This is a genomic window from Agromyces ramosus (assembly GCF_004216665.1).
In the GTDB taxonomy this organism is placed as follows: domain Bacteria; phylum Actinomycetota; class Actinomycetes; order Actinomycetales; family Microbacteriaceae; genus Agromyces; species Agromyces ramosus.
In genome coordinates this window covers 686,183-703,997 of record NZ_SGWY01000003.1, presented here as the reverse complement: position 1 = coordinate 703,997, position 17,815 = coordinate 686,183, and the positions used below count along the sequence as shown (strand labels likewise).

General features: G+C 72.8%; 16 protein-coding genes. 10 read left to right on the top strand and 6 right to left on the bottom strand.

Annotated elements, in window-relative coordinates:
* Positions 1-119: 119 nt before the first annotated feature.
* Positions 120-326 (bottom strand): hypothetical protein, encoded by a 207-nt coding sequence (locus EV187_RS15215; protein WP_130353882.1) that lies wholly within the window; start codon positions 324-326, stop codon positions 120-122.
* A 391-nt stretch (positions 327-717) separates the two neighbouring features.
* Here EV187_RS15215 and EV187_RS15210 point away from each other — a divergent pair, with 391 nt between their 5' ends.
* From EV187_RS15210 to paaZ, 6 genes are all read left to right on the top strand, one after another.
* Complete coding sequence (locus EV187_RS15210) at positions 718-2,994, top strand: DEAD/DEAH box helicase (RefSeq protein WP_130353881.1); 2,277 nt, start codon at positions 718-720, stop codon at positions 2,992-2,994.
* Between the two features lie 146 nt (positions 2,995-3,140).
* Positions 3,141-3,866 (top strand): collagen-like triple helix repeat-containing protein, encoded by a 726-nt coding sequence (locus EV187_RS18425; protein ID WP_165391222.1) that lies wholly within the window; start codon positions 3,141-3,143, stop codon positions 3,864-3,866.
* 206 nt (positions 3,867-4,072) lie between these two features.
* Positions 4,073-5,269: an acetyl-CoA C-acyltransferase gene (locus EV187_RS15200; protein WP_130353879.1), complete on the top strand. Its 1,197-nt coding sequence runs from the start codon at positions 4,073-4,075 to the stop codon at positions 5,267-5,269.
* Entirely contained in the window at positions 5,269-6,033 is a 765-nt protein-coding gene (locus tag EV187_RS15195) for an enoyl-CoA hydratase/isomerase family protein (protein ID WP_130353878.1), read from the top strand. Before EV187_RS15200 ends, EV187_RS15195 begins: the two co-directional genes overlap by 1 nt.
* The gene (locus EV187_RS15190) at positions 6,030-6,899 is read left to right on the top strand and encodes a 3-hydroxyacyl-CoA dehydrogenase family protein (protein WP_130353877.1); all 870 of its coding nucleotides are present in this window, start codon (positions 6,030-6,032) and stop codon (positions 6,897-6,899) included. The genes EV187_RS15195 and EV187_RS15190 overlap by 4 nt, the downstream gene beginning before the upstream one ends.
* A 124-nt stretch (positions 6,900-7,023) precedes the next feature.
* Positions 7,024-9,108 (top strand): phenylacetic acid degradation bifunctional protein PaaZ, encoded by a 2,085-nt coding sequence (gene paaZ, locus EV187_RS15185; RefSeq protein WP_130354105.1) that lies wholly within the window; start codon positions 7,024-7,026, stop codon positions 9,106-9,108.
* 58 nt (positions 9,109-9,166) lie between these two features.
* Here the strand turns inward: paaZ and EV187_RS15180 are convergent, their stop codons facing one another.
* Together EV187_RS15180 and EV187_RS15175 are read right to left on the bottom strand one after the other, a co-directional pair.
* Positions 9,167-11,269, bottom strand: coding sequence for a RecQ family ATP-dependent DNA helicase (locus EV187_RS15180; protein WP_130353876.1), 2,103 nt, complete (start codon positions 11,267-11,269; stop codon positions 9,167-9,169).
* Between the two features lie 30 nt (positions 11,270-11,299).
* On the bottom strand, positions 11,300-12,082 hold the full coding sequence (locus EV187_RS15175) for an SGNH/GDSL hydrolase family protein (RefSeq protein ID WP_165391221.1): 783 nt from the start codon (positions 12,080-12,082) through the stop codon (positions 11,300-11,302).
* Positions 12,083-12,236: 154 nt separating this feature from the next.
* On the opposite strand from EV187_RS15175, the gene EV187_RS15170 reads away from it, so the two are divergent.
* On the top strand, positions 12,237-13,340 hold the full coding sequence (locus EV187_RS15170; protein ID WP_165391220.1) for an acyltransferase family protein: 1,104 nt from the start codon (positions 12,237-12,239) through the stop codon (positions 13,338-13,340).
* Positions 13,341-13,403: 63 nt separating this feature from the next.
* Here the strand turns inward: EV187_RS15170 and EV187_RS18600 are convergent, their stop codons facing one another.
* Genes EV187_RS18600 through mftR form a run of 3 tightly spaced genes read right to left on the bottom strand, consistent with a single transcriptional unit; the run spans position 13,404 to position 15,989 of the window.
* Positions 13,404-13,670: a hypothetical protein gene (locus EV187_RS18600; RefSeq protein ID WP_130353873.1), complete on the bottom strand. Its 267-nt coding sequence runs from the start codon at positions 13,668-13,670 to the stop codon at positions 13,404-13,406.
* On the bottom strand, positions 13,663-15,333 hold the full coding sequence (mftG, locus tag EV187_RS15160; protein WP_130353872.1) for a mycofactocin dehydrogenase MftG: 1,671 nt from the start codon (positions 15,331-15,333) through the stop codon (positions 13,663-13,665). The genes EV187_RS18600 and mftG overlap by 8 nt, the downstream gene beginning before the upstream one ends.
* Positions 15,330-15,989, bottom strand: a complete 660-nt coding sequence (gene mftR, locus EV187_RS15155; RefSeq protein WP_130353871.1) for a mycofactocin system transcriptional regulator — start codon at positions 15,987-15,989, stop codon at positions 15,330-15,332. Before mftR ends, mftG begins: the two co-directional genes overlap by 4 nt.
* A gap of 95 nt (positions 15,990-16,084) precedes the next feature.
* On the opposite strand from mftR, the gene mftA reads away from it, so the two are divergent.
* From mftA to mftC, 3 genes are read left to right on the top strand one after another with little or no spacing between them, the layout of a single operon-like run.
* Entirely contained in the window at positions 16,085-16,195 is a 111-nt protein-coding gene (mftA, locus tag EV187_RS15150) for a mycofactocin precursor MftA (protein ID WP_130353870.1), read from the top strand.
* 7 nt (positions 16,196-16,202) lie between these two features.
* Positions 16,203-16,478, top strand: a complete 276-nt coding sequence (gene mftB / locus EV187_RS15145) for a mycofactocin biosynthesis chaperone MftB (protein ID WP_130353869.1) — start codon at positions 16,203-16,205, stop codon at positions 16,476-16,478.
* Positions 16,475-17,800, top strand: a complete 1,326-nt coding sequence (gene mftC / locus EV187_RS15140; RefSeq protein ID WP_242609624.1) for a mycofactocin radical SAM maturase — start codon at positions 16,475-16,477, stop codon at positions 17,798-17,800. Before mftB ends, mftC begins: the two co-directional genes overlap by 4 nt.
* Positions 17,801-17,815 lie beyond the last annotated feature (15 nt).

The following is a 17,815-nucleotide window of genomic DNA, read 5'->3' as shown; positions in this document are numbered from 1 at the left end:
AGCGATGCTAACCCGAAGGAGTCCCGCGTCAAAGTCGGAAGCGGAATCGACTCATTCCCCCGCGCCCGGCGGCCGGCTCACCCGGTCGATGCGGTCGCCACGCCCGTGCTCGCCGCGCGTCAGAGCGGGTCGGGCGACGAGGGCAGCATCGGCTCCGGCGCCTCGGGCGGGTTCGGCGCGAGCGGCTCGGCGGGATTCGGCGCGGCCGGCTCGACCGGGTAGGGCGCCAGCGGCTCGTCGGGGCCGGCCGGACCCGGCTCGCGGGGCTCGGGCACCACCGGATCAGTACCGGGCGCGTTCGGGTCGGGCAGGTTCGGGTCGGTCATCGCCGCCTCCTTCGGTCGGGCGCATGGACTGCGTCACGAGTTCTGCGACGCTACGCCCGTGCCCGGCCGGCGTCAGCCGGTTGCATCCGGCGCGGCCAACCGATAGGTGCGGGCCGGCGACCGCCCTCCGACGCGCCGCGCCGCGGTCGGGGCGACTCCGCGGCACTTTCCCAGCCGGTTTCCGGTATCGTGGCCGAGTCGGTTCTGGACACCGCGCCGTGCGCGGATGGGTTTGTGAGTCCAAAGGGCCGGTTCCGGGGCGTTCGGCCCCGGATAGTCACCGTATGTGAACGGCCCCGGTCGACGATGTTCCGGGTTCTCAGACCTGCTGTGCGCTCGCGCGCCCGGCGGGCCTGCCATGTACTGCAGTACAACCCAGGAAGTCACCACCATGCCCAAGAACAAGAAGCCCGCCGGCGGACGACCGGCCAAGAACTTCGATCCGTCGTACGCGAGGGGCGGCTCGAAGGGCGGCCCGGCCCGTGCCGGATCGTCCAAGCCCGGCTCGCGCAGCGCCGGCCACCGCGGCTACCGCCCCGAAGAGGCGGATGCCCCGCGCAAGGCCCGCTGGTCGAGCGAGGAGCGCGTCGCATCCGGCCGCACGCCGCACCGCGCGGACCGCGAGAGCCGCGACGACCGCGCGCCCCGTGAGGCCCGCAACGACGGCGAGCGAGGCGCCCGCCGCTTCGAGCGCGACGACCGCGCGCCCCGCTCGTACGACCGTGGCGACCGCGGTGGCCGCACCTTCGACCGTGACGACCGCGCGCCGCGCCGCGATCGCGACGACCGCCCCGCCCGTTCGTACGACCGCGACGACCGTGCGCCCCGCCGCGACCGCGACGAGCGCCCGGCCCGCCCGCACTACCGCGAGGACCGTCCGGCTCGTTCGTACGACCGCGATGACCGTGCGCCCCGCCGTGACCGCGACGAGCGCCCCGCGCGTTCGTTCGACCGTTCGGAGCGCCCCGCGCGTTCGTTCGACCGTTCGGATCGATCCGACCGTCCGGCGCGTTCGTACGACCGCGACGACCGTGCGCCCCGGCGTGACCGCGACGACCGCCCCGCGCGTTCGTTCGACCGTTCGGATCGATCCGACCGCCCGGCGCGTTCGTTCGACCGCGACGACCGTGCGCCCCGCCGCGATCGCGACGACCGCCCCGCGCGTTCGTTCGACCGCTCCGACCGCCCCGCGCGTTCGTTCGACCGCTCCGACCGCGCCCCCCGCCGTGACGTCCAGCGTCCCGGCTTCCAGGAGTCGGGACGCCGTCCGTCGAGCTTCTACCCGTCGAAGGAGAGCGGCTCGCGCTTCACGCCGGCCGACGACGTGGTGCTCGAGCGCCTCGAGGCGGAGGCCATCCAGGCCGACGCGGTCGACGGCGTGAGCTTCGCCGACCTCGGGCTCGGCGGCAACGTCGTGCGCGCGCTCAAGGAGCTCGGCGCCGAGTCGCCGTTCCCGATCCAGGCGGCGACGATCCCGGTCGTGCTCGAGGGCCGCGACGTCCTCGGCCGCGGCAAGACCGGTTCGGGCAAGACCATCGCGTTCGGCGCGCCCACGGTCGAGCGACTGATGACGCTCTGGGCCGAGTCGGGCAAGGCCGGCGGGAAGCGCCAGATGGGTCGCAAGCCCCGCGCGCTCATCCTCGCCCCCACCCGCGAGCTCGCCCTGCAGATCGACCGCACGGTGCAGCCCATCGCGCAGAGCGTCGGGCTCTTCACGACGCAGATCTACGGCGGCGTCCCGCAGCACCGCCAGGTCGGCGCGCTCCAGCGCGGCGTCGACATCGTGATCGGCACGCCCGGCCGCATCGAGGACCTCATCGAGCAGCGCCGCCTCGACCTCTCGGAGGTCGTCGTCACCGTGATCGACGAGGCCGACCACATGTGCGACCTCGGGTTCCTCGAGCCCGTCCAGCGCATCATCCGCCACACCGCCGAGGGCGGCCAGCGGCTGCTCTTCTCGGCGACCCTCGACCAGGGCGTCGCCACGCTCGTCGAGGAGTTCCTCGACGACCCGGCGGTGCACGAGGTCGCCGGTGAGGACCAGGCCTCCTCGACCATCGAGCACCGCGTGTTCGTCATCGGCAACCACGAGAAGCGCGACATCGTCGCCCAGCTCGCGAACCGCGACGGCAAGACCCTCGTCTTCGCCCGCACGCGCGCCTTCGCCGAGGACCTCGCCGAGCACCTCGAGGACTACGGCATCCGTGCCGTCTCCCTGCACGGCGACCTCAACCAGTCGCGCCGCACGCGCAACCTGCAGCAGCTCACGAGCGGTCGGGTCAACGTGCTCGTCGCCACGGATGTCGCGGCCCGCGGCATCCACGTCGACGACATCGACCTCGTGATCCAGGCCGACGCGCCCGACGAGTACAAGACGTACCTGCACCGCGCCGGCCGCACGGGCCGCGCCGGCAAGGCCGGACGCGTCGTCACGCTCATCCCGCGCAACCGCCAGCGCCGCACCGCCGACCTGCTCAGCCGTGCGGAGATCGACGTGGACTTCGAGGACGTGCAGCTCGGCGACGAGATGCTCGTCGACCTCGGCCCGATCGACCTCATGCCCTCCGAGATCGTGGTCGCCGAGGCCGTCGCGATCATCGAGGAGGCGGAGACGATCGACGTCGTCGAGGTCGAGTTCGACGCGCCGTCCGAGGAGCGCGCCTCCTAGGCGTGCTCGGCGATACGCAGGAGCAGGCCCTCGTCCGATCGGATGGGGGCCTGTTCCCTGCCCGGTCCGCACCACTAGCATGAGCGCGACGCGCTGTCCCTCCGTGCGCACGGTCGGGTCGAGTGCGAGACGTGGAGGGGCACGACATGACCGACGACGGCAACCCGCAGGGCACTCCCCCGGCGACATCGTCCTCGCCGCCCGCGGCGACCCCGCCCGCGAAGGACTCGGCGACCGTCAGCCGGGCCATGCTCCTCTGGGTCGGCGTCGGCGTGGTCGTCCTGTCATTCGTCGCCGCCTTCCTCGGCTCATGGCTCGCACGGTCGGCCGACACCACCGAAGCGGTCGCGACGCCGACGCCCACGTCGGCGGAGATCGACGAGGCGGCCTACGAGGAGGCCCTCGCGGAGATCCTTCCAGCGGGGTCGGCCGTCCGTGCCGGCACCGGAGTGCCGGAAGCCGGCAAGGGCTACGAGGGCGATGTCTACATCGACATCTCCAACTCCGACGTCTACCTGTTCCAGGACGGCGAGTGGACGCTCGTCGGCAACATCCGCACCTCGGCGGCCGAGAACCTCACCGGTGCGACGGGTCCCGAGGGCGCGGCCGGAGCGCAGGGCGAGCAGGGGGCCCAGGGCGATCAGGGCGAGCAGGGCGAGCAGGGTGAGCCGGGGGCCCCGGGCACGCAGGTGAGCCTCGGCGTCGGCGTCCCCGATCCCGAGACGTGCACGACCGACGGCGACATCTACATCGACACCGAGACGGTGGAGTTCTACTCCTGCATCGCGGGGGAGTGGACGCTCTTCGGGCCGCCGAGCACTCCTGCTCCTGCCCCCACAGAGGCCCCGACTGAGGCCCCCGCCGAGGGCTGATCCGCCCACCGGGCCCGACCGGCACCGCCATCGCTCGTGATACCGGTCGCGACGTCTTCGTGCGCCCGAGTGGCGGCATGGGCCATCCGTTTGCCATAATTACCATCTGAACGGTCGGTCGGGAATTCCGGCCGGGAGGCCGGCACCCTTCGCGTCTACGCTGGGGCCGATGGCGTCCATCCGAGACAGTGCGGTCAGGAGAGAACATGGCTGAGGCCTACCTCGTCGGCGGCGTGCGCACGCCGGTCGGACGCTACGGCGGCGCCCTCGCGAGCGTGCGACCCGACGACCTCGCCGCCCTCGTCGTGGGTGAGCTCGTGCGTCGCGTCGGCCTCGACACCGCGGGTGAGCTCGGCGCCATCGACGAGGTCATCCTCGGCGCCGCGAACCAGGCCGGCGAGGACAACCGCAACGTCGCCCGCATGTCGGTGCTGCTCGCCGGGCTGCCCGACGAGGTGCCCGGCGTCACCCTGAACCGGCTCTGCGCCTCGGGCATGTCCGCCATCACGATGGCCGCGCAGGCGATCCGGGCGGGCGACGCCGACCTGATCATCGCCGGCGGCGTCGAGTCGATGACCCGCGCGCCGTGGGTGCAGGCGAAGCCCGACAAGCCGTGGGCGCGTCCCGGCGCCGCCTACGACACATCGATCGGCTGGCGGTTCCCGAACCCCGAGCTGCTGGCCCGCGACAAGGCCACGTTTGCGATGCCCGAGACGGCCGAGGAGGTCGCCCGGGTCGACGGGATCACCCGCGAGGACGCCGACGCCTTCGCGCTGCGAAGCCAGCAGCGCGCCGCCGCGGCGATCGCCGCCGGGCGATTCGACGCCGAGATCGTGGGCGTGCCCACGCACCGCGGCGAGGTGCTCGTCGACGAGGGGCCGCGCCCCGAGACGACCCTCGAGGTGCTCGCCGGCCTCCGACCCGTCGTCGCGGGCGGCTCGGTCGTGACGGCGGGCAACTCCAGTGCGCTGAACGACGGCGCGTCCGCGATCCTCGTCGCGAGCGGCGCGGCCGTCGAGCGACTGGGACTCACGCCGCGCGCACGGGTCGTCGTCGGCACGAGCGCCGGGCTCGCTCCCGAGATCATGGGCCTCGGCCCCGTGCCGGCCACCGAGAAGGCCCTCGAGCGAGCCGGACTCGACCTCGACGAGATCGGCTCCGTCGAGCTCAACGAGGCCTTCGCCACGCAGTCGCTCGCCTGCATCCGCCGGCTCGGCCTCGACCCCGCGCGGGTCAACGCCGATGGCGGGGCGATCGCCCTGGGGCATCCGCTCGGCTCATCCGGCTCTCGCCTCGTCGTGACCTTGCTCGGCCGCATGGAGCGCGAGGGCTCCCGTTACGGCCTCGCCACCATGTGCGTCGGCGTCGGCCAGGGCACCGCCCTCATCGTGGAGCGCGCCTGATGGCGGGCGGACCCGAGCAGCCGGGGGCTGACGGCCCCCTGCGCATCGAGCGGTTCGACGACCGCGTGGTCGCCACGCTGAACCGCCCCGAGCGGAAGAACGCCATCGACCAGGCCACGATCGACGCGCTGCACGTGCTCTGCGCGGAACTCGAGGCCATCCCGCGCATCCTGATCCTCACGGGCGCGGGCGGCGCCTTCGCCTCGGGCGCCGACATCGCCGAGCTGCGCGAACGGCGGGCGGATGACGCGCGCCGGGGCATCAACGCGAACGCGTTCATCCGCGTGGCCGACCTGCCGATGCCCGTGATCGCCGCGCTCGACGGGTATGCGCTCGGCGGTGGCGCGGAGCTCGCGTACGCCGCCGACATCCGCATCGCGACGCCGCGCCTGCGCATCGGCAACCCCGAGACCGGGCTCGGCATCATCGCCGCCGCCGGCGCGAGCTGGCGCCTACGGGAGATCGTGGGAGAGGCGCGTGCGATCGAGCTGCTGCTCACCGGACGGGCGATCGGCGCCGACGAGGCGCGCGCCATCGGCCTCGTCAGTGAGCTCCACCCCGCCGACGAACTCCTGCCCGCCGCCCACGCGATCGCCGATCGCATCGCCCGCAACGACCGTGCCGCCACCATCGCGACCAAGCGCGTATTCCGGGCGCCGCGCGACGAGCACCCCGCGGTCGACCTCGAGGCCCAGGCGGCGCTCTTCGAGAGCCCCGAGAAGTTCCGACGCATGACCGAGTTCCTCGAGAGGAAGACCACGTGAGCGAGACCTCGACCGGTGCCCCCTCCGACGTCGGCGTCCTCGGCGGCGGACGCATGGGCGCGGGCATCGCGCACGCGTTCCTGCTCGCCGGGTCCCGCGTGACGGTGGTCGAGCGCGATGCGGATGCCGCCGCGGCGGCGTCGGCGCGCGTGCTCGAGTCCGTGGCGGTATCCGTCGCACGCGGCACCGCCGACGACGACGAGTCCGCCATCGCCGCACGCTTCGCCACCAGCACCGACGTCGGCGACTTCGCCGGCTGCGGGCTCGTCGTCGAGGCGGTGCCCGAGGACCTCGAGCTGAAGATCGACGCCCTCACCCGCGTCGAGGCCGTGCTGCCGCCGGCGGCCGCGCTCGCGTCGAACACGTCGTCGATCTCGATCGACCAGCTCGCGGCGCTGCTCGACCGGCCCGACCGCTTCCTCGGCATGCACTTCTTCAACCCGGTGCCCGCCTCGGCGCTCGTCGAGATCGTGCACGGCGACGCGTCGGACGGCACCCTCGTCGCCGAGGCCCGCGAATGGGTGCACGCGATCGGCAAGACCCCCATCGTCGTCGCGGATGCCCCGGGGTTCGCGTCCTCGCGGCTCGGCGTCGCGCTCGGCCTCGAGGCGATCCGCATGCTCGAAGACGGCGTCGCATCGGCGGAGGACATCGATGCGGCCATGACGCTCGGCTACAAGCATCCGGTCGGGCCGTTGCGACTCACCGACATCGTCGGGCTCGACGTGCGGCTCGGCATCGCCGAGTACCTCTCGAGCACGCTCGGCGAGCGGTTCGCGCCACCGGCCCTGCTGCGCCGCATGGTGGCCGAGGGCAAGCTCGGCCGCAAGACCGGCGAGGGCTTCTACCTGTGGGATGCCCCATGAGGCATGCTGCCGCCATCCCCACCCCACCGCTGCGCCACTTCGTGCAGCTCTGCTCCAGTCGTATCGGCGCACATTGCGCCGAAGTGGCGCACGACGCGCCGGGAGGAACGCAATGACCGAGACGATGAACGAGATCCTGCCGAGCTACGTGAACGGCGCGTGGTGGACCCCGGATGCCGCGGCCGCCGCATCCGGGACCGAGGTGCGCGACGCCTCGACGGGCGAGGTGGTCGCCCGGGTCTCCACCGACGGACTCGACCTCGGCGCGGCCCTCGAGCACGCCCGCACGGTCGGCCAGGCCTCGCTCGGGCGCCTCACCTTCCACCAGCGCGCGGTGCTGCTGAAGCAGATGGCGCTGGCGCTCACCGAGCGCAAGGCGGAGCTGTACGCCCTGTCGAGCCGCACCGGCGCGACGAAGCAGGACTCGTGGGTCGACATCGACGGCGGCATCGGCGTGCTCTTCACGTACTCGGGCAAGGGGCGGCGCGAGATGCCGAACTCGAAGGTGTACGTCGACGGTGCGGTCGAGAGCCTCTCGAAGGACGGTTCATTCCTCGGACGGCATATCTACACCCGGCTGCCCGGGGTCGCCGTGCAGATCAACGCGTTCAACTTCCCGGTGTGGGGTTCGCTCGAGAAGTTCGCCCCCGCGTTCCTCGCCGGCGTGCCGACGCTGGTGAAGCCCGCGACGCCCACGGGGTACCTCGCCGAGGCCTTCGTCCGCATGCTCGTCGAGTCGGGACTGCTGCCAGAGGGCTCGCTGCAGCTCGTGTCGGGGAGCGTCCCCGACCTGTTCGACCACCTCCGCCTCGGCGACCTGGTGGCGTTCACGGGATCGGCGTCGACCGCGGAACGCCTGCGCTCGCACGACTCCGTGCAGACCGGCGGGGTGCGCTTCACCAGCGAGACCGACTCGATCAATGCGAGCGTGCTCGGCACCGACGCCATCGAGGGCACGCCCGAGTTCGACGCGTACGTCAAGCAGCTCGTCGTGGAGATGACCACCAAGGCGGGCCAGAAGTGCACGGCCATCCGCCGGGCGATCGTGCCCGCGGCATCCGTCGACGCCGTGGTCGACGCGGTGCGCACGCGCATCGCCGAACGCGTCGTGGTCGGCGATCCCCGCGCCGAGGGCGTCACCATGGGTCCGCTCGCGTCCACGGAGCAGCGCGACGAGGTGCTCCGCCAGGTCGCGAAGCTCCAGGCGGCCGGCGGCGAGCTGGTGATCGGCTCGACGGATGTCCCGAGCGTCATGCAGTCCGACGGCGCCACCGGCGCGACCTTCGACGGTGCGTTCGTCGCGCCGATGCTGCTGCGATTCGCGGATGCCGCGAGCCCCGCGCTGCACGAGGTCGAGGCGTTCGGGCCCGTCGCGTCGATCGTCGGCTACGGCACGCTCGACGAGGCGACCGCGCTCGTGGCGCGTGGCGGCGGCTCGCTCGTAACGAGCGTCGCGACGCACGATCCCGAGGTCGCCGTGGCGCTCGCGTCGGGTATCGCCGCCTACAACGGACGCGTCCTGTTCCTCGACCGTGACGACGCCCGCAGCTCGACCGGGCACGGCTCGCCCCTGCCGAACCTCGTGCACGGCGGACCGGGGCGCGCCGGCGGCGGCGAGGAGCTCGGCGGCATCCGGGCCGTGCTGCACCATATGCAGCGCACCGCCGTGCAGGGCTCGCCCGAGATGCTCACCGCCCTCACCGGCGTCTGGCACCAGGGCGCCGCGTCGCAGCCGGGCGGGGTGCACCCGTTCCGCAAGTCGCTGGCGGAGCTGCGCCTGGGCGACCAGGTCGTGTCCGAGTCGCGCACGGTGACGCTCGAGGACATCGAGACGTTCGCCGAGTTCACCGGCGACACGTTCTATGCGCACATGGACGAGGAGGCCGCGGCCGCGAACCCGTTCTTCCCGGGACGCGTCGCGCACGGCTACCTGCTCGTCTCGTGGGCGGCGGGCCTCTTCGTCGACGCCGCGCCGGGGCCGGTGCTCGCGAACTACGGCCTCGAGAACCTTCGGTTCATCACGCCGGTGTCGCCGGGGGACTCGATCCGCGTCGAGCTCACCGCGAAGCAGATCTCGCCGCGCGAGACCGACGAATACGGCGAGGTGCGCTGGGACGCCGTGCTGAAGAACCAGGACGACGAGCTCGTGGCGACCTACGACGTGCTGACGCTCGTGGCGAAGGAGCTGACGCCCGAGCCCGCGGCGTAGGGCGGCGGGACGCGGCGCAGCACTCCGGCGGATCCCGCGACGCCCGTCGTGACCGTCGTCAGCCCCGAAGGGCGAGCACGAACGGCAGCACCTCGGTCGCGCCCGCGCCTCGGAGGGTGCGGGCGGCGACCGTGAGGGTCCAGCGGCTGTCGGCCTGGTCGTCGACGAGGAGCACTCCGCCCGACGGCACGTCGAGCCCGTCGGCGCTGAATCGCTCCCACACGCCGGCGAGCCGGAACGCGCTGTTCCCGCCGGGCTGCCCGCTCGGGCCGCCGCCGGCCGGGGCGAGCGCGCCGAGGTAGGGGAGCCGCCCGACCTCCGCGATGCCGCGGGCGAGCGAGTCGACGAGCAGCGGGCGGGAGCGCGACGGCATCGCGACGACCGCCACCGGCCGCTCGCGCCAGCCCCAGTCGGCGAGCACGCGCACGCACGCCGCGAGCACCTGCGGCGTCACCGGTGCGTCGGGCGCGCTGGCGGCGAACAGCTCGCGCAACGTGGTGCCCCAGCCGAGGTCGGTGAGCCGAGCGAGCGCGCGTCCCTCGTCGGCCTGCTCGCCGGGTGCGATGCGGCCCTTCACCGGAATGCCGAGCCGATCGGCCCCGGTCGGCCAGGCGCGCCGGGGCTCGATCGGCACGCCCACGCGGTCGAGGGCGCCTGCCGCCGAGTCGGACGCGCCCGCGGCGAGGTCTCGCGGGTACCAGGCACCGGCGCAGTTGTCGCAGCGACCGCACGGCGTCGCCGTCTCGTCGTCGAGCGAGCGCTGGAGGAACTCCATGCGGCATCCGTCGGTCTGCTCGTAGTCGACCATGTGCCGCTGCTCGGCCTCGCGCTCGGCTGCGATGCGTCCGTAGCGCTCGGCGTCGTACGCCCACGGCGCCCCGGTGGCGACCCAGCCGCCCTGCACGCGCCGCACCGCACCGTCGACGTCGAGCACCTTGAGCAGCAGCTCGAGCGGCGTGCGGCGGATGTCGACGCGCGCCTCGAGCGCGGGCGTCGACACCGGGGCATCCGACAACTCCTCGATCACGCGCCGCGCGCGCTCCTCGTCGGGCATCGACGCGGTGGCGAAGTAGTGCCAGATCGCCGGGTCCTCGTTGCCGGGGAGCAGGAGCACGTCGGCGCTCTCGCTCGCGCGGCCCGCGCGGCCGACCTGCTGGTAGTAGGCGACGGGCGACGACGGCGCACCGAGGTGCACGACGAACCCGAGGTCGGGCTTGTCGAACCCCATGCCGAGGGCGCTCGTGGCCACGAGCGCCTTCACCCCGTTGCGCTTCAGCAGCGCCTCGGACTCCTCGCGCTCGTCGGGGTCGGTCTGGCCGGTGTAGGCGCGGACGTCATGGCCGCGCTCCCGCAGCAGTCGCGCGGTGTCGACCGCTGCCGCGACCGTGAGCGTGTAGATGATGCCAGAACCCGGCAGGTCGTCGAGGTGGCTGAGCAGCCAGGCGAGACGGGTGATGGCGTCGGGGAGGCGCAGCACGCCGAGCCGCAGCGACGCGCGGGCGAGCGGTCCGCGGATCGTGAGCACCTCGGTGCCGCCGAGCTGCTCCGCGACATCCGCCACCACCCGGCTGTTCGCCGTGGCGGTGGTGGCCAGCACCGGCACGTCGGCCGGGATCTGCGCGATGAGGTCGCGGAGCCTGCGGTAGTCGGGACGGAAGTCGTGGCCCCAGTCGCTGATGCAGTGCGCCTCGTCGACGACGAGCAGGCCGATGCGGCGCACGAGCGCCGGCAGCTGCTGCTCGCGGAAGGACGGGTTGTTGAGCCGCTCGGGTGAGACGAGCAGCACGTCGACCTCGTCGCGGTCGAGCCGCGCGAGCACGTCGCCCCACTCGTGCGGGTTCGTGGAGTTGATCGCCACGGCTCGCACGCCCGCCCGCTCGGCGGCGGCGATCTGGTCGCGCATGAGCGCGAGCAACGGGGACACGAGCACGGTCGGGCCGGCTCCCCGGCGGCGGAGCAGCAGGGTCGCGATGAAGTACACCGCGGACTTGCCCCACCCGGTGCGCTGTACGACGAGCGCCCGGCGTCGGCCGTCGACGAGCGCCTCGATGGCCTCGAACTGCCCGTCGTGGAACTCGGCGTCGGAGCGGCCCACGAGTTCGCGGAGCGCGGCGAGGGCCTGCGTGCGGGTCGCATCGGTCGCGACGACGGGAGGGGTCATGGGTCCACTCTCGCCGATGCGGCCGACATCTCAGTCCTCCAGGGCGTCGATCTCGGCCACGAATCGTGCGGCGAGGAACAGGTACCCGGCGTCGTTCAGGTGGAGCCCGTCGCCGACGTCGAAGCGTGCCGCGTTCGCCTCGTTGATCCACGCGCGCGTGCCGACGGGGTCGACCACGATCGCGCCCGCGGCCCGACCCGTCGATGCGATCGCGCTCGCGTACCGCTGCGCGTCCACGGTCGCGGGCGGAGACGACGGGCCGAAGACGATGACCGGAGCGTCGGGCCAGGCGCGTCGGGACGCTGCGACGGAGGCTCGCACGTTCGCGACCTCAGCCGCCCGGGTCGCCTGCCAGTCGTTGAGTCCGCCCTGCAGGACGACCAGGTCGTACTGCTCGCCGGCGGCGGCGTGCATCTCGAGGCGACGGCGATAGTCGAGGCCCTGTCGCCCATCGGTCGCGACGTCTTTCGTGAACCCGGTTCCGCCGACTCCGTCGATCGTCGCCCGCCACTGGAGCGATTCCGCGGCGACGGCGGCCCATGCCGCGCTCGGACCGCTCGCACCGTAGCCCTCGGTGAACGAGTCGCCGACGATGAGCACGCGCGGCTCGGGCGGGAGACCCGCCAGGAGCTCCGCGTCCGTCGGGGGCTCCGTCGTCGGTCTCGCGGCGGGCGCGTGCGTCGATGCGGCCGTCGACGGTGCGGGCGGGGCCGCCGGTGCGTCGGTGGCGCAGGCCGTCAGGGTGATGACCGAGAGCACCGACGCGATGGCCGTCGCCCATGATCCTGCGCGACCGGGCTGCTGAGAACTCATCATGACGATGGTAGTTGCCCGTGCGAGACCGGCGGACTGTCGGCAGGGGGTCTCGCGCAGATCGCGAGACTCCCGGGTGAGTTTGATATCGTCACTCAGCCGATGTTCGACGACGCTCGGTTCGACATTCCAACGACCGGGACGGATCACTGCTTTGCGCCTGAAGGCACTCGACGGATTGCGGGGCATCGCCGCGCTCGTGGTACTCGTGCACCACTCGCTGCTCGTCGTCCCGTCGCTCGCCGCACCGTACTTCGGAGGGTCCGAGGGCGGCGGGAGGGCCGGCCTGCTCGTGAACACCCCGTTGCACCTGCTCTGGGCGGGGACCGAGGCCGTCTACCTCTTCTTCGTCCTCTCGGGGCTCGTGCTGGCCTTCAGCCTCCGCTCGGGCTCCTTCCAGTGGTCCTCGTACTTCCCGTCCCGGTTCGCCCGCCTCTACCTCCCGGTGTTCGGTGCGGTGGCCCTCGGCGCAGTGGTGATGGCCCTCACTCCCGACGCCCGCCCGGACGACAGCCTGTGGGCGCGGCACCGGCCCGGCGATTACGACCTCCCGGCGATCCTCGCCGACCTCACGCTCGTCGGCGGGACGTCGATCCGGATCACGCCGCTGTGGTCGTTGCAGTGGGAGGTCGTCTTCTCAGCCCTGCTCCCCCTGTACATCTACGCGTCGAGACGCCTCCACGTGGCGCTCCAGCTCGGGATCTTCTTCGCACTCGCCACCCTCGGGGCGTACGCGAACGTCGCATCGCTGAAGTACCTGCCGATGTTCGGGATCGGCGTCGCCCTGGCCTCGGTCTGGGACGCGCTCTCCGACCGGCTCGCCAGTATGCCCAGGCGGCGGGCCGCCGTGTCCTGGGTGCCGGCGCTCGCCGTCGCGGTGCTGTTGGTCACCTCGTTCTGGACCCTGCGGAAGGTCCTGCCCGCCGATCTCGCCCCGGCGGTGACCCTCCCCCTGATCCTCGTTGGCATCTGCCTGCTCATCATCGGCGCCGCCAACGCCCCGCTCCTCAGCGATGTGCTGTCGGGTCGCGTGTTCGGCTTCCTCGGCTTGATCTCGTTCAGCCTCTACCTCGTGCACGAGCCGCTCGTCATGGCCGTCGCGGCCGTGGTGCCGAGCCCAGCCATGGTGGTGTTCGTCGCCCTTCCCCTGAGCATCGTCGTCGCCGTCGGGTTCTGGCTGGCGATCGAGCGACCGTCGCACCGCCTGTCTCGGCGCATCAGGCGGGGCGTCGAGTACGAGCACCGCCTCGCCGCCTGACGGCATCCCGACGGGTGCCCGCGCGGGCTGCGACCGGCCCGGGGGCATGATGATGCCGCAGTCTCAGCGCGCCGGTTCCCAGCCGATGGCGGGCGCCACGTGCTCGGCGATCGCCGCGAGCAGTCGCGTGTTGTACTCGACGCCGAGGACGAGCGCCCGGCGTCGGCCGTCGACGAGTGCCTCGATGGCCTCGAACTGCCCGTCGTGGAACGCGGCGTCGGGGCGCCCGACGAGCTCGCGGAGGGCGGCGAGGGCCGCGGTGCGCGTGTCGGTCGGGGTCGCCGGCGGGCGCGTCGGCAGGACCGACAACCACCCGAGTGCGTCAGTCACCCCGCGCCATCCAGCGCGCGACGAGCTCGCCGATCAGCACGGCGGTCGCTGCCGGGCCGCGCGAGGGCGCGTCGGGGAGGATCGACGTGTCGGCGATGCGCAGCCCCCGGATGCCGCGGACGCGCCCGTGCCCGTCCGCCACCGCATGCGGGTCGTCCTCACGGCCCATCGGCGCACTCCCGCACAGGTGGATGGCGGTGCCCAGGTGCGCGAGCATCCAGCGGTCGAGCGCGTCGTCGTCGTCGAGCGTGGCGTCGTCGAGCTCGGTCAGCCGCTCGAACAGGTCGGCGAACGCCGGGGAACGCAGCAGGGCGACGGCCGTGCGGACGCCGAGCCGCAGGCGCTCCCGGTCGTGGGCGTCGGACAGGTACCGGTAGTCGATCCGCGGCTGCACGAACGGGTCGACCGACTCGAGCGTGATCGAACCCCGCGCGTCCTCGCCCTGCAGGCCCACGAGCAGCACGAGGTCGCGGCCGTGCGACACCTGGTCGCGCACCCGGCGCACCGAGACGCCGCGCAGGGCGCGGGCGGTGCTGATCGGATGCCTGAGGGCCGAGCGCGCCCCACCGGCCACCGCGCTCGCGGATCCGGTGAGCAGGTGGCTCATGGTCGTGACGCACGCCATGATCTCGAGGTCTCCCTCCGGAGCGCCGCCGGGCGACCGGAAGTTCAGGGCCGTGGTGAAGGTCTCGGGCGAGCCGGGGTCGACGACGTCACGGCGGGCCCGCCAGCCGACGGACAGCTCGGGATGGTCGCTGAACGACCGGCCGACCCCCTCGGCGTCGAGCACGACCTCGACCCCGTGCCGGTCCAGTTGCCGGCGGGGTCCGACGCCCGAGACGAGCAGCAGGTGCGGTGTGCCGATGCCGCCCGCGCAGAGCACGACCTCGTCCCCCTCGACGACGCTCCGCGTCGGGGCGCCCGAGCCGGCGGACGCCGCGCCGCCCGCGGCATCCGCGACCTCGACCCCGACGGCGCGCGTGCCGTCGAAGAGGACGCGCAGCACGCGGCATCCGCCCCGGACGTCGAGATTCGGGCGATCCCGGACGGGCTCGAGGTAGGCGAGGCCCGTGTTCACCCGCACGCCGTCGACGACGTTCTGCGGCACCGGCCCGACACCCGGCAGACCCGGCGCGTTCTTGTCGGGCTCCGCGGGATACCCGAGCTCGAGCGCCGCCGCCGTGAACGCCCGTGCGATCGGGTTGCGCTGCGCCGCGCGCCGCACCGGCATCGGCCCCGCAGCCCCGTGGAAGGCGCCGGCCCCCAGGTCGAGGTCGTGCTCGAGGTCGCGCATGGTCGGAAGGACCTGCTCGTACGCCCAGTCGGCGCCACCGGCATCCGCCCACCGCGCGAAGTCCTCGGGCCGCGCCCGCACGAAGTAGCCGCCGTTGATGGTCGACGACCCGCCGACGATGCGGCCGCGTGCGATCGTGTACTGCAGGTCGGGGGTGAGATGCCCGAGGTACGACCAGTTCGCCGGATGCCCCGGCATCGCGCCCTGCACGGTGGAGCCGTCGAGCAGCTCGGGCGGGAACTCCGCGGGCGTTCTCGGCACCGGTCCGGCCTCGAGCAGGCGCACGGTGCGGCGGGGATCCTCGCTCAGTCGCGCGGCGAGCGCCGCACCGGCCGCACCGGCGCCGACGACCACCGTCGTGCGGGTCACCCGCGAGCGCTCCGCGAGGCGTGCGAACCGCGATGGGCCTGGATCGCCTCGGTGCCGATGCGCTCGTCGATGAGGCGGAACGCCTCGTCGAGGAGCTCGAGCAGGTCGGCGTCGGCGTCGCCGAGCCACTGCTCGTAGCCGGCGAGGCACACGCCGAGGCAGGTCCAGGCCATCGTCTGCGGGATGAGGTCGCCGTGGGGCAGGCCCAGGCGCCGGCCGACGTGCTCGGCGACCACCTGCCGCCACGAGGCGTAGCGGAGGGTCGAGTGCGCGAGCAGTGTCGGCACGTGCAGCAGCAGCTCCATGCGGCGGCGGTGGTACTCCACCTCGGATTCGGGCACCCGGTTGAACTCGAGGATCGACCGGCGCAGCTGCTCCATGAGTGGCAGGTCGTCGGGCATCGACGCGAGGTGGTCCCGCATCCCGTCGAGCAGGCGGTCGAAGTCGCCCCACGGCACGTCGTTCTTCGAGGGGAAGTAGCGGAAGAACGTCCGGCGACCGATGCCGGCCTCTCGGGCGATCTCGTCGACCGTCGTCGCGTCGAAGCCGCGCTCCATGAACAGTCGCAGTGCGGTGTGGCTCAGGTCGGCGTGCGTCGTGGAGGGGGCGCGACCGAGCCGCGGCCGGGCTGCTGCATCATCGCCCTGAAGGACCATCCTGACAACCCCCTTCCTAACGGCACCGGGTGTCATTAGTATCGCTTCATCACGAGGAATCGCCAATGGCGGCGATCGCACATGAGGAGCATCCCATGAGTCGAAGTGAAGAGCTCGTCGCACCGCAGGGTGAGGTCGAGGACGTGATCGAGACGGACTCGCTCGTCGAGGAGGTCTCCATCGACGGCATGTGCGGCGTGTACTGAATCCGCCATGACCGCCGTCGAACCCGACACCGCCTGGCGGCTCCACCCGCAGGTGTCCGTGCGCCCCGAGCCGTTCGGCGCGCTGCTCTACCACTTCGGCACGCGCAAGCTGTCCTTCCTGAAGGACCGCACGCTGCTCACGGTGGTGCAGGGGCTGGCGGATGCCGCGACCGCACGTGAGGCGTGCGAGGCCGCCGGCGTCGCCGCCGAGCACCTGCCCACGTACCTGCGCGCGCTCGGCACCCTCGCCGAGTCGAAGATGCTCGAGGAGCGTGCGGCATGACCCTCGTCGACGTCGCACCCCCGCCGAAGGCCATGCGCCTGGTCGACCACTTCGAGCTCGGGCTCGACGCGCCCATCTGCCTGACGTGGGAGCTCACGTACGCCTGCAACCTCTCGTGCGTGCACTGCCTCTCGAGCTCGGGGCGGCGTGATCCCCGGGAGCTGTCGACCGAGGAGTGCAAGGCCGTCATCGACGAACTCGAGCGCATGCAGGTGTTCTACGTGAACATCGGCGGCGGTGAGCCCACGGTTCGCAGTGACTTCTGGGAACTCGTGGAGTACGCCACGGCACACCACGTCGGCGTGAAGTTCTCGACGAACGGCGTGAAGATCACGCCGGAGGTCGCGACCCGGCTGGCGGCCAACGACTACGTCGACGTGCAGATCTCGCTCGACGGCGCGACGCCCGAGGTGAACGACCACGTGCGCGGGCCCGGGTCGTACGACACCGCGATCCGCGCGATGCGGAACCTCTCCGACGCCGGGATGCGCAACTTCAAGCTCTCGGTGGTCTGCACGCGGCAGAACATCCCCCAGCTCGAGGAGTTCAAGGAGATCGCCGACCGGTACGGCGCCCAGCTGCGGCTCACCCGGCTCCGCCCTTCGGGCCGAGGCGCCGACGTGTGGGACGAGCTCCACCCCACCCGCGAGCAGCAGCGCGAGCTCTACGACTGGCTCGTCGCCCACGGGGACGACGTGCTCACTGGGGACTCCTTCTTCCACCTCTCGGCCTACGGCCAGGCGCTTCCCGGATTGAACCTGTGCGGCGCCGGACGCGTCGTGTGCCTCATCGACCCGATCGGCGACGTGTACGCCTGCCCGTTCGCCATCCACGACGAGTTCCTCGCCGGCAACGTCCGCGGCGAGGGCGGCTTCCGCACCGTGTGGCGCGACTCGGCGCTCTTCGCCGAGCTGCGCTCGCCGCAGTCGGGCGGGGCGTGCAGCTCGTGCCGGTTCTTCGACACGTGCAAGGGCGGATGCATGGCCGCGAAGTTCTTCACCGGGCTCCCGCTCGACGGGCCCGACCCCGAGTGCGTGCAGGGCTACGGCGAGCAGCTGCTCGCCCAGCGCGCCGAGACGACGAGCATCCCGAAGCACGCCGGCGACCACTCGCACCGCACCTCCCCACCGCGTCCGAGGAGCGGCATCGGCCCGGTGCGGTTGACGCTCACCCGGCGCGAGGATCTCGCCGCGCCGCCGGTGAGCGCCTGCGCCGAGGACCCGCTCGCGGGCTTCACGGCGCCCGCGGCATCCGACCTCGCATCATCCGAACCCGGCGCCGACCGGCGCCACCAGGGAGGCACCCGCTCCGACCTCGCGTGAGACCCGACTCGCCGA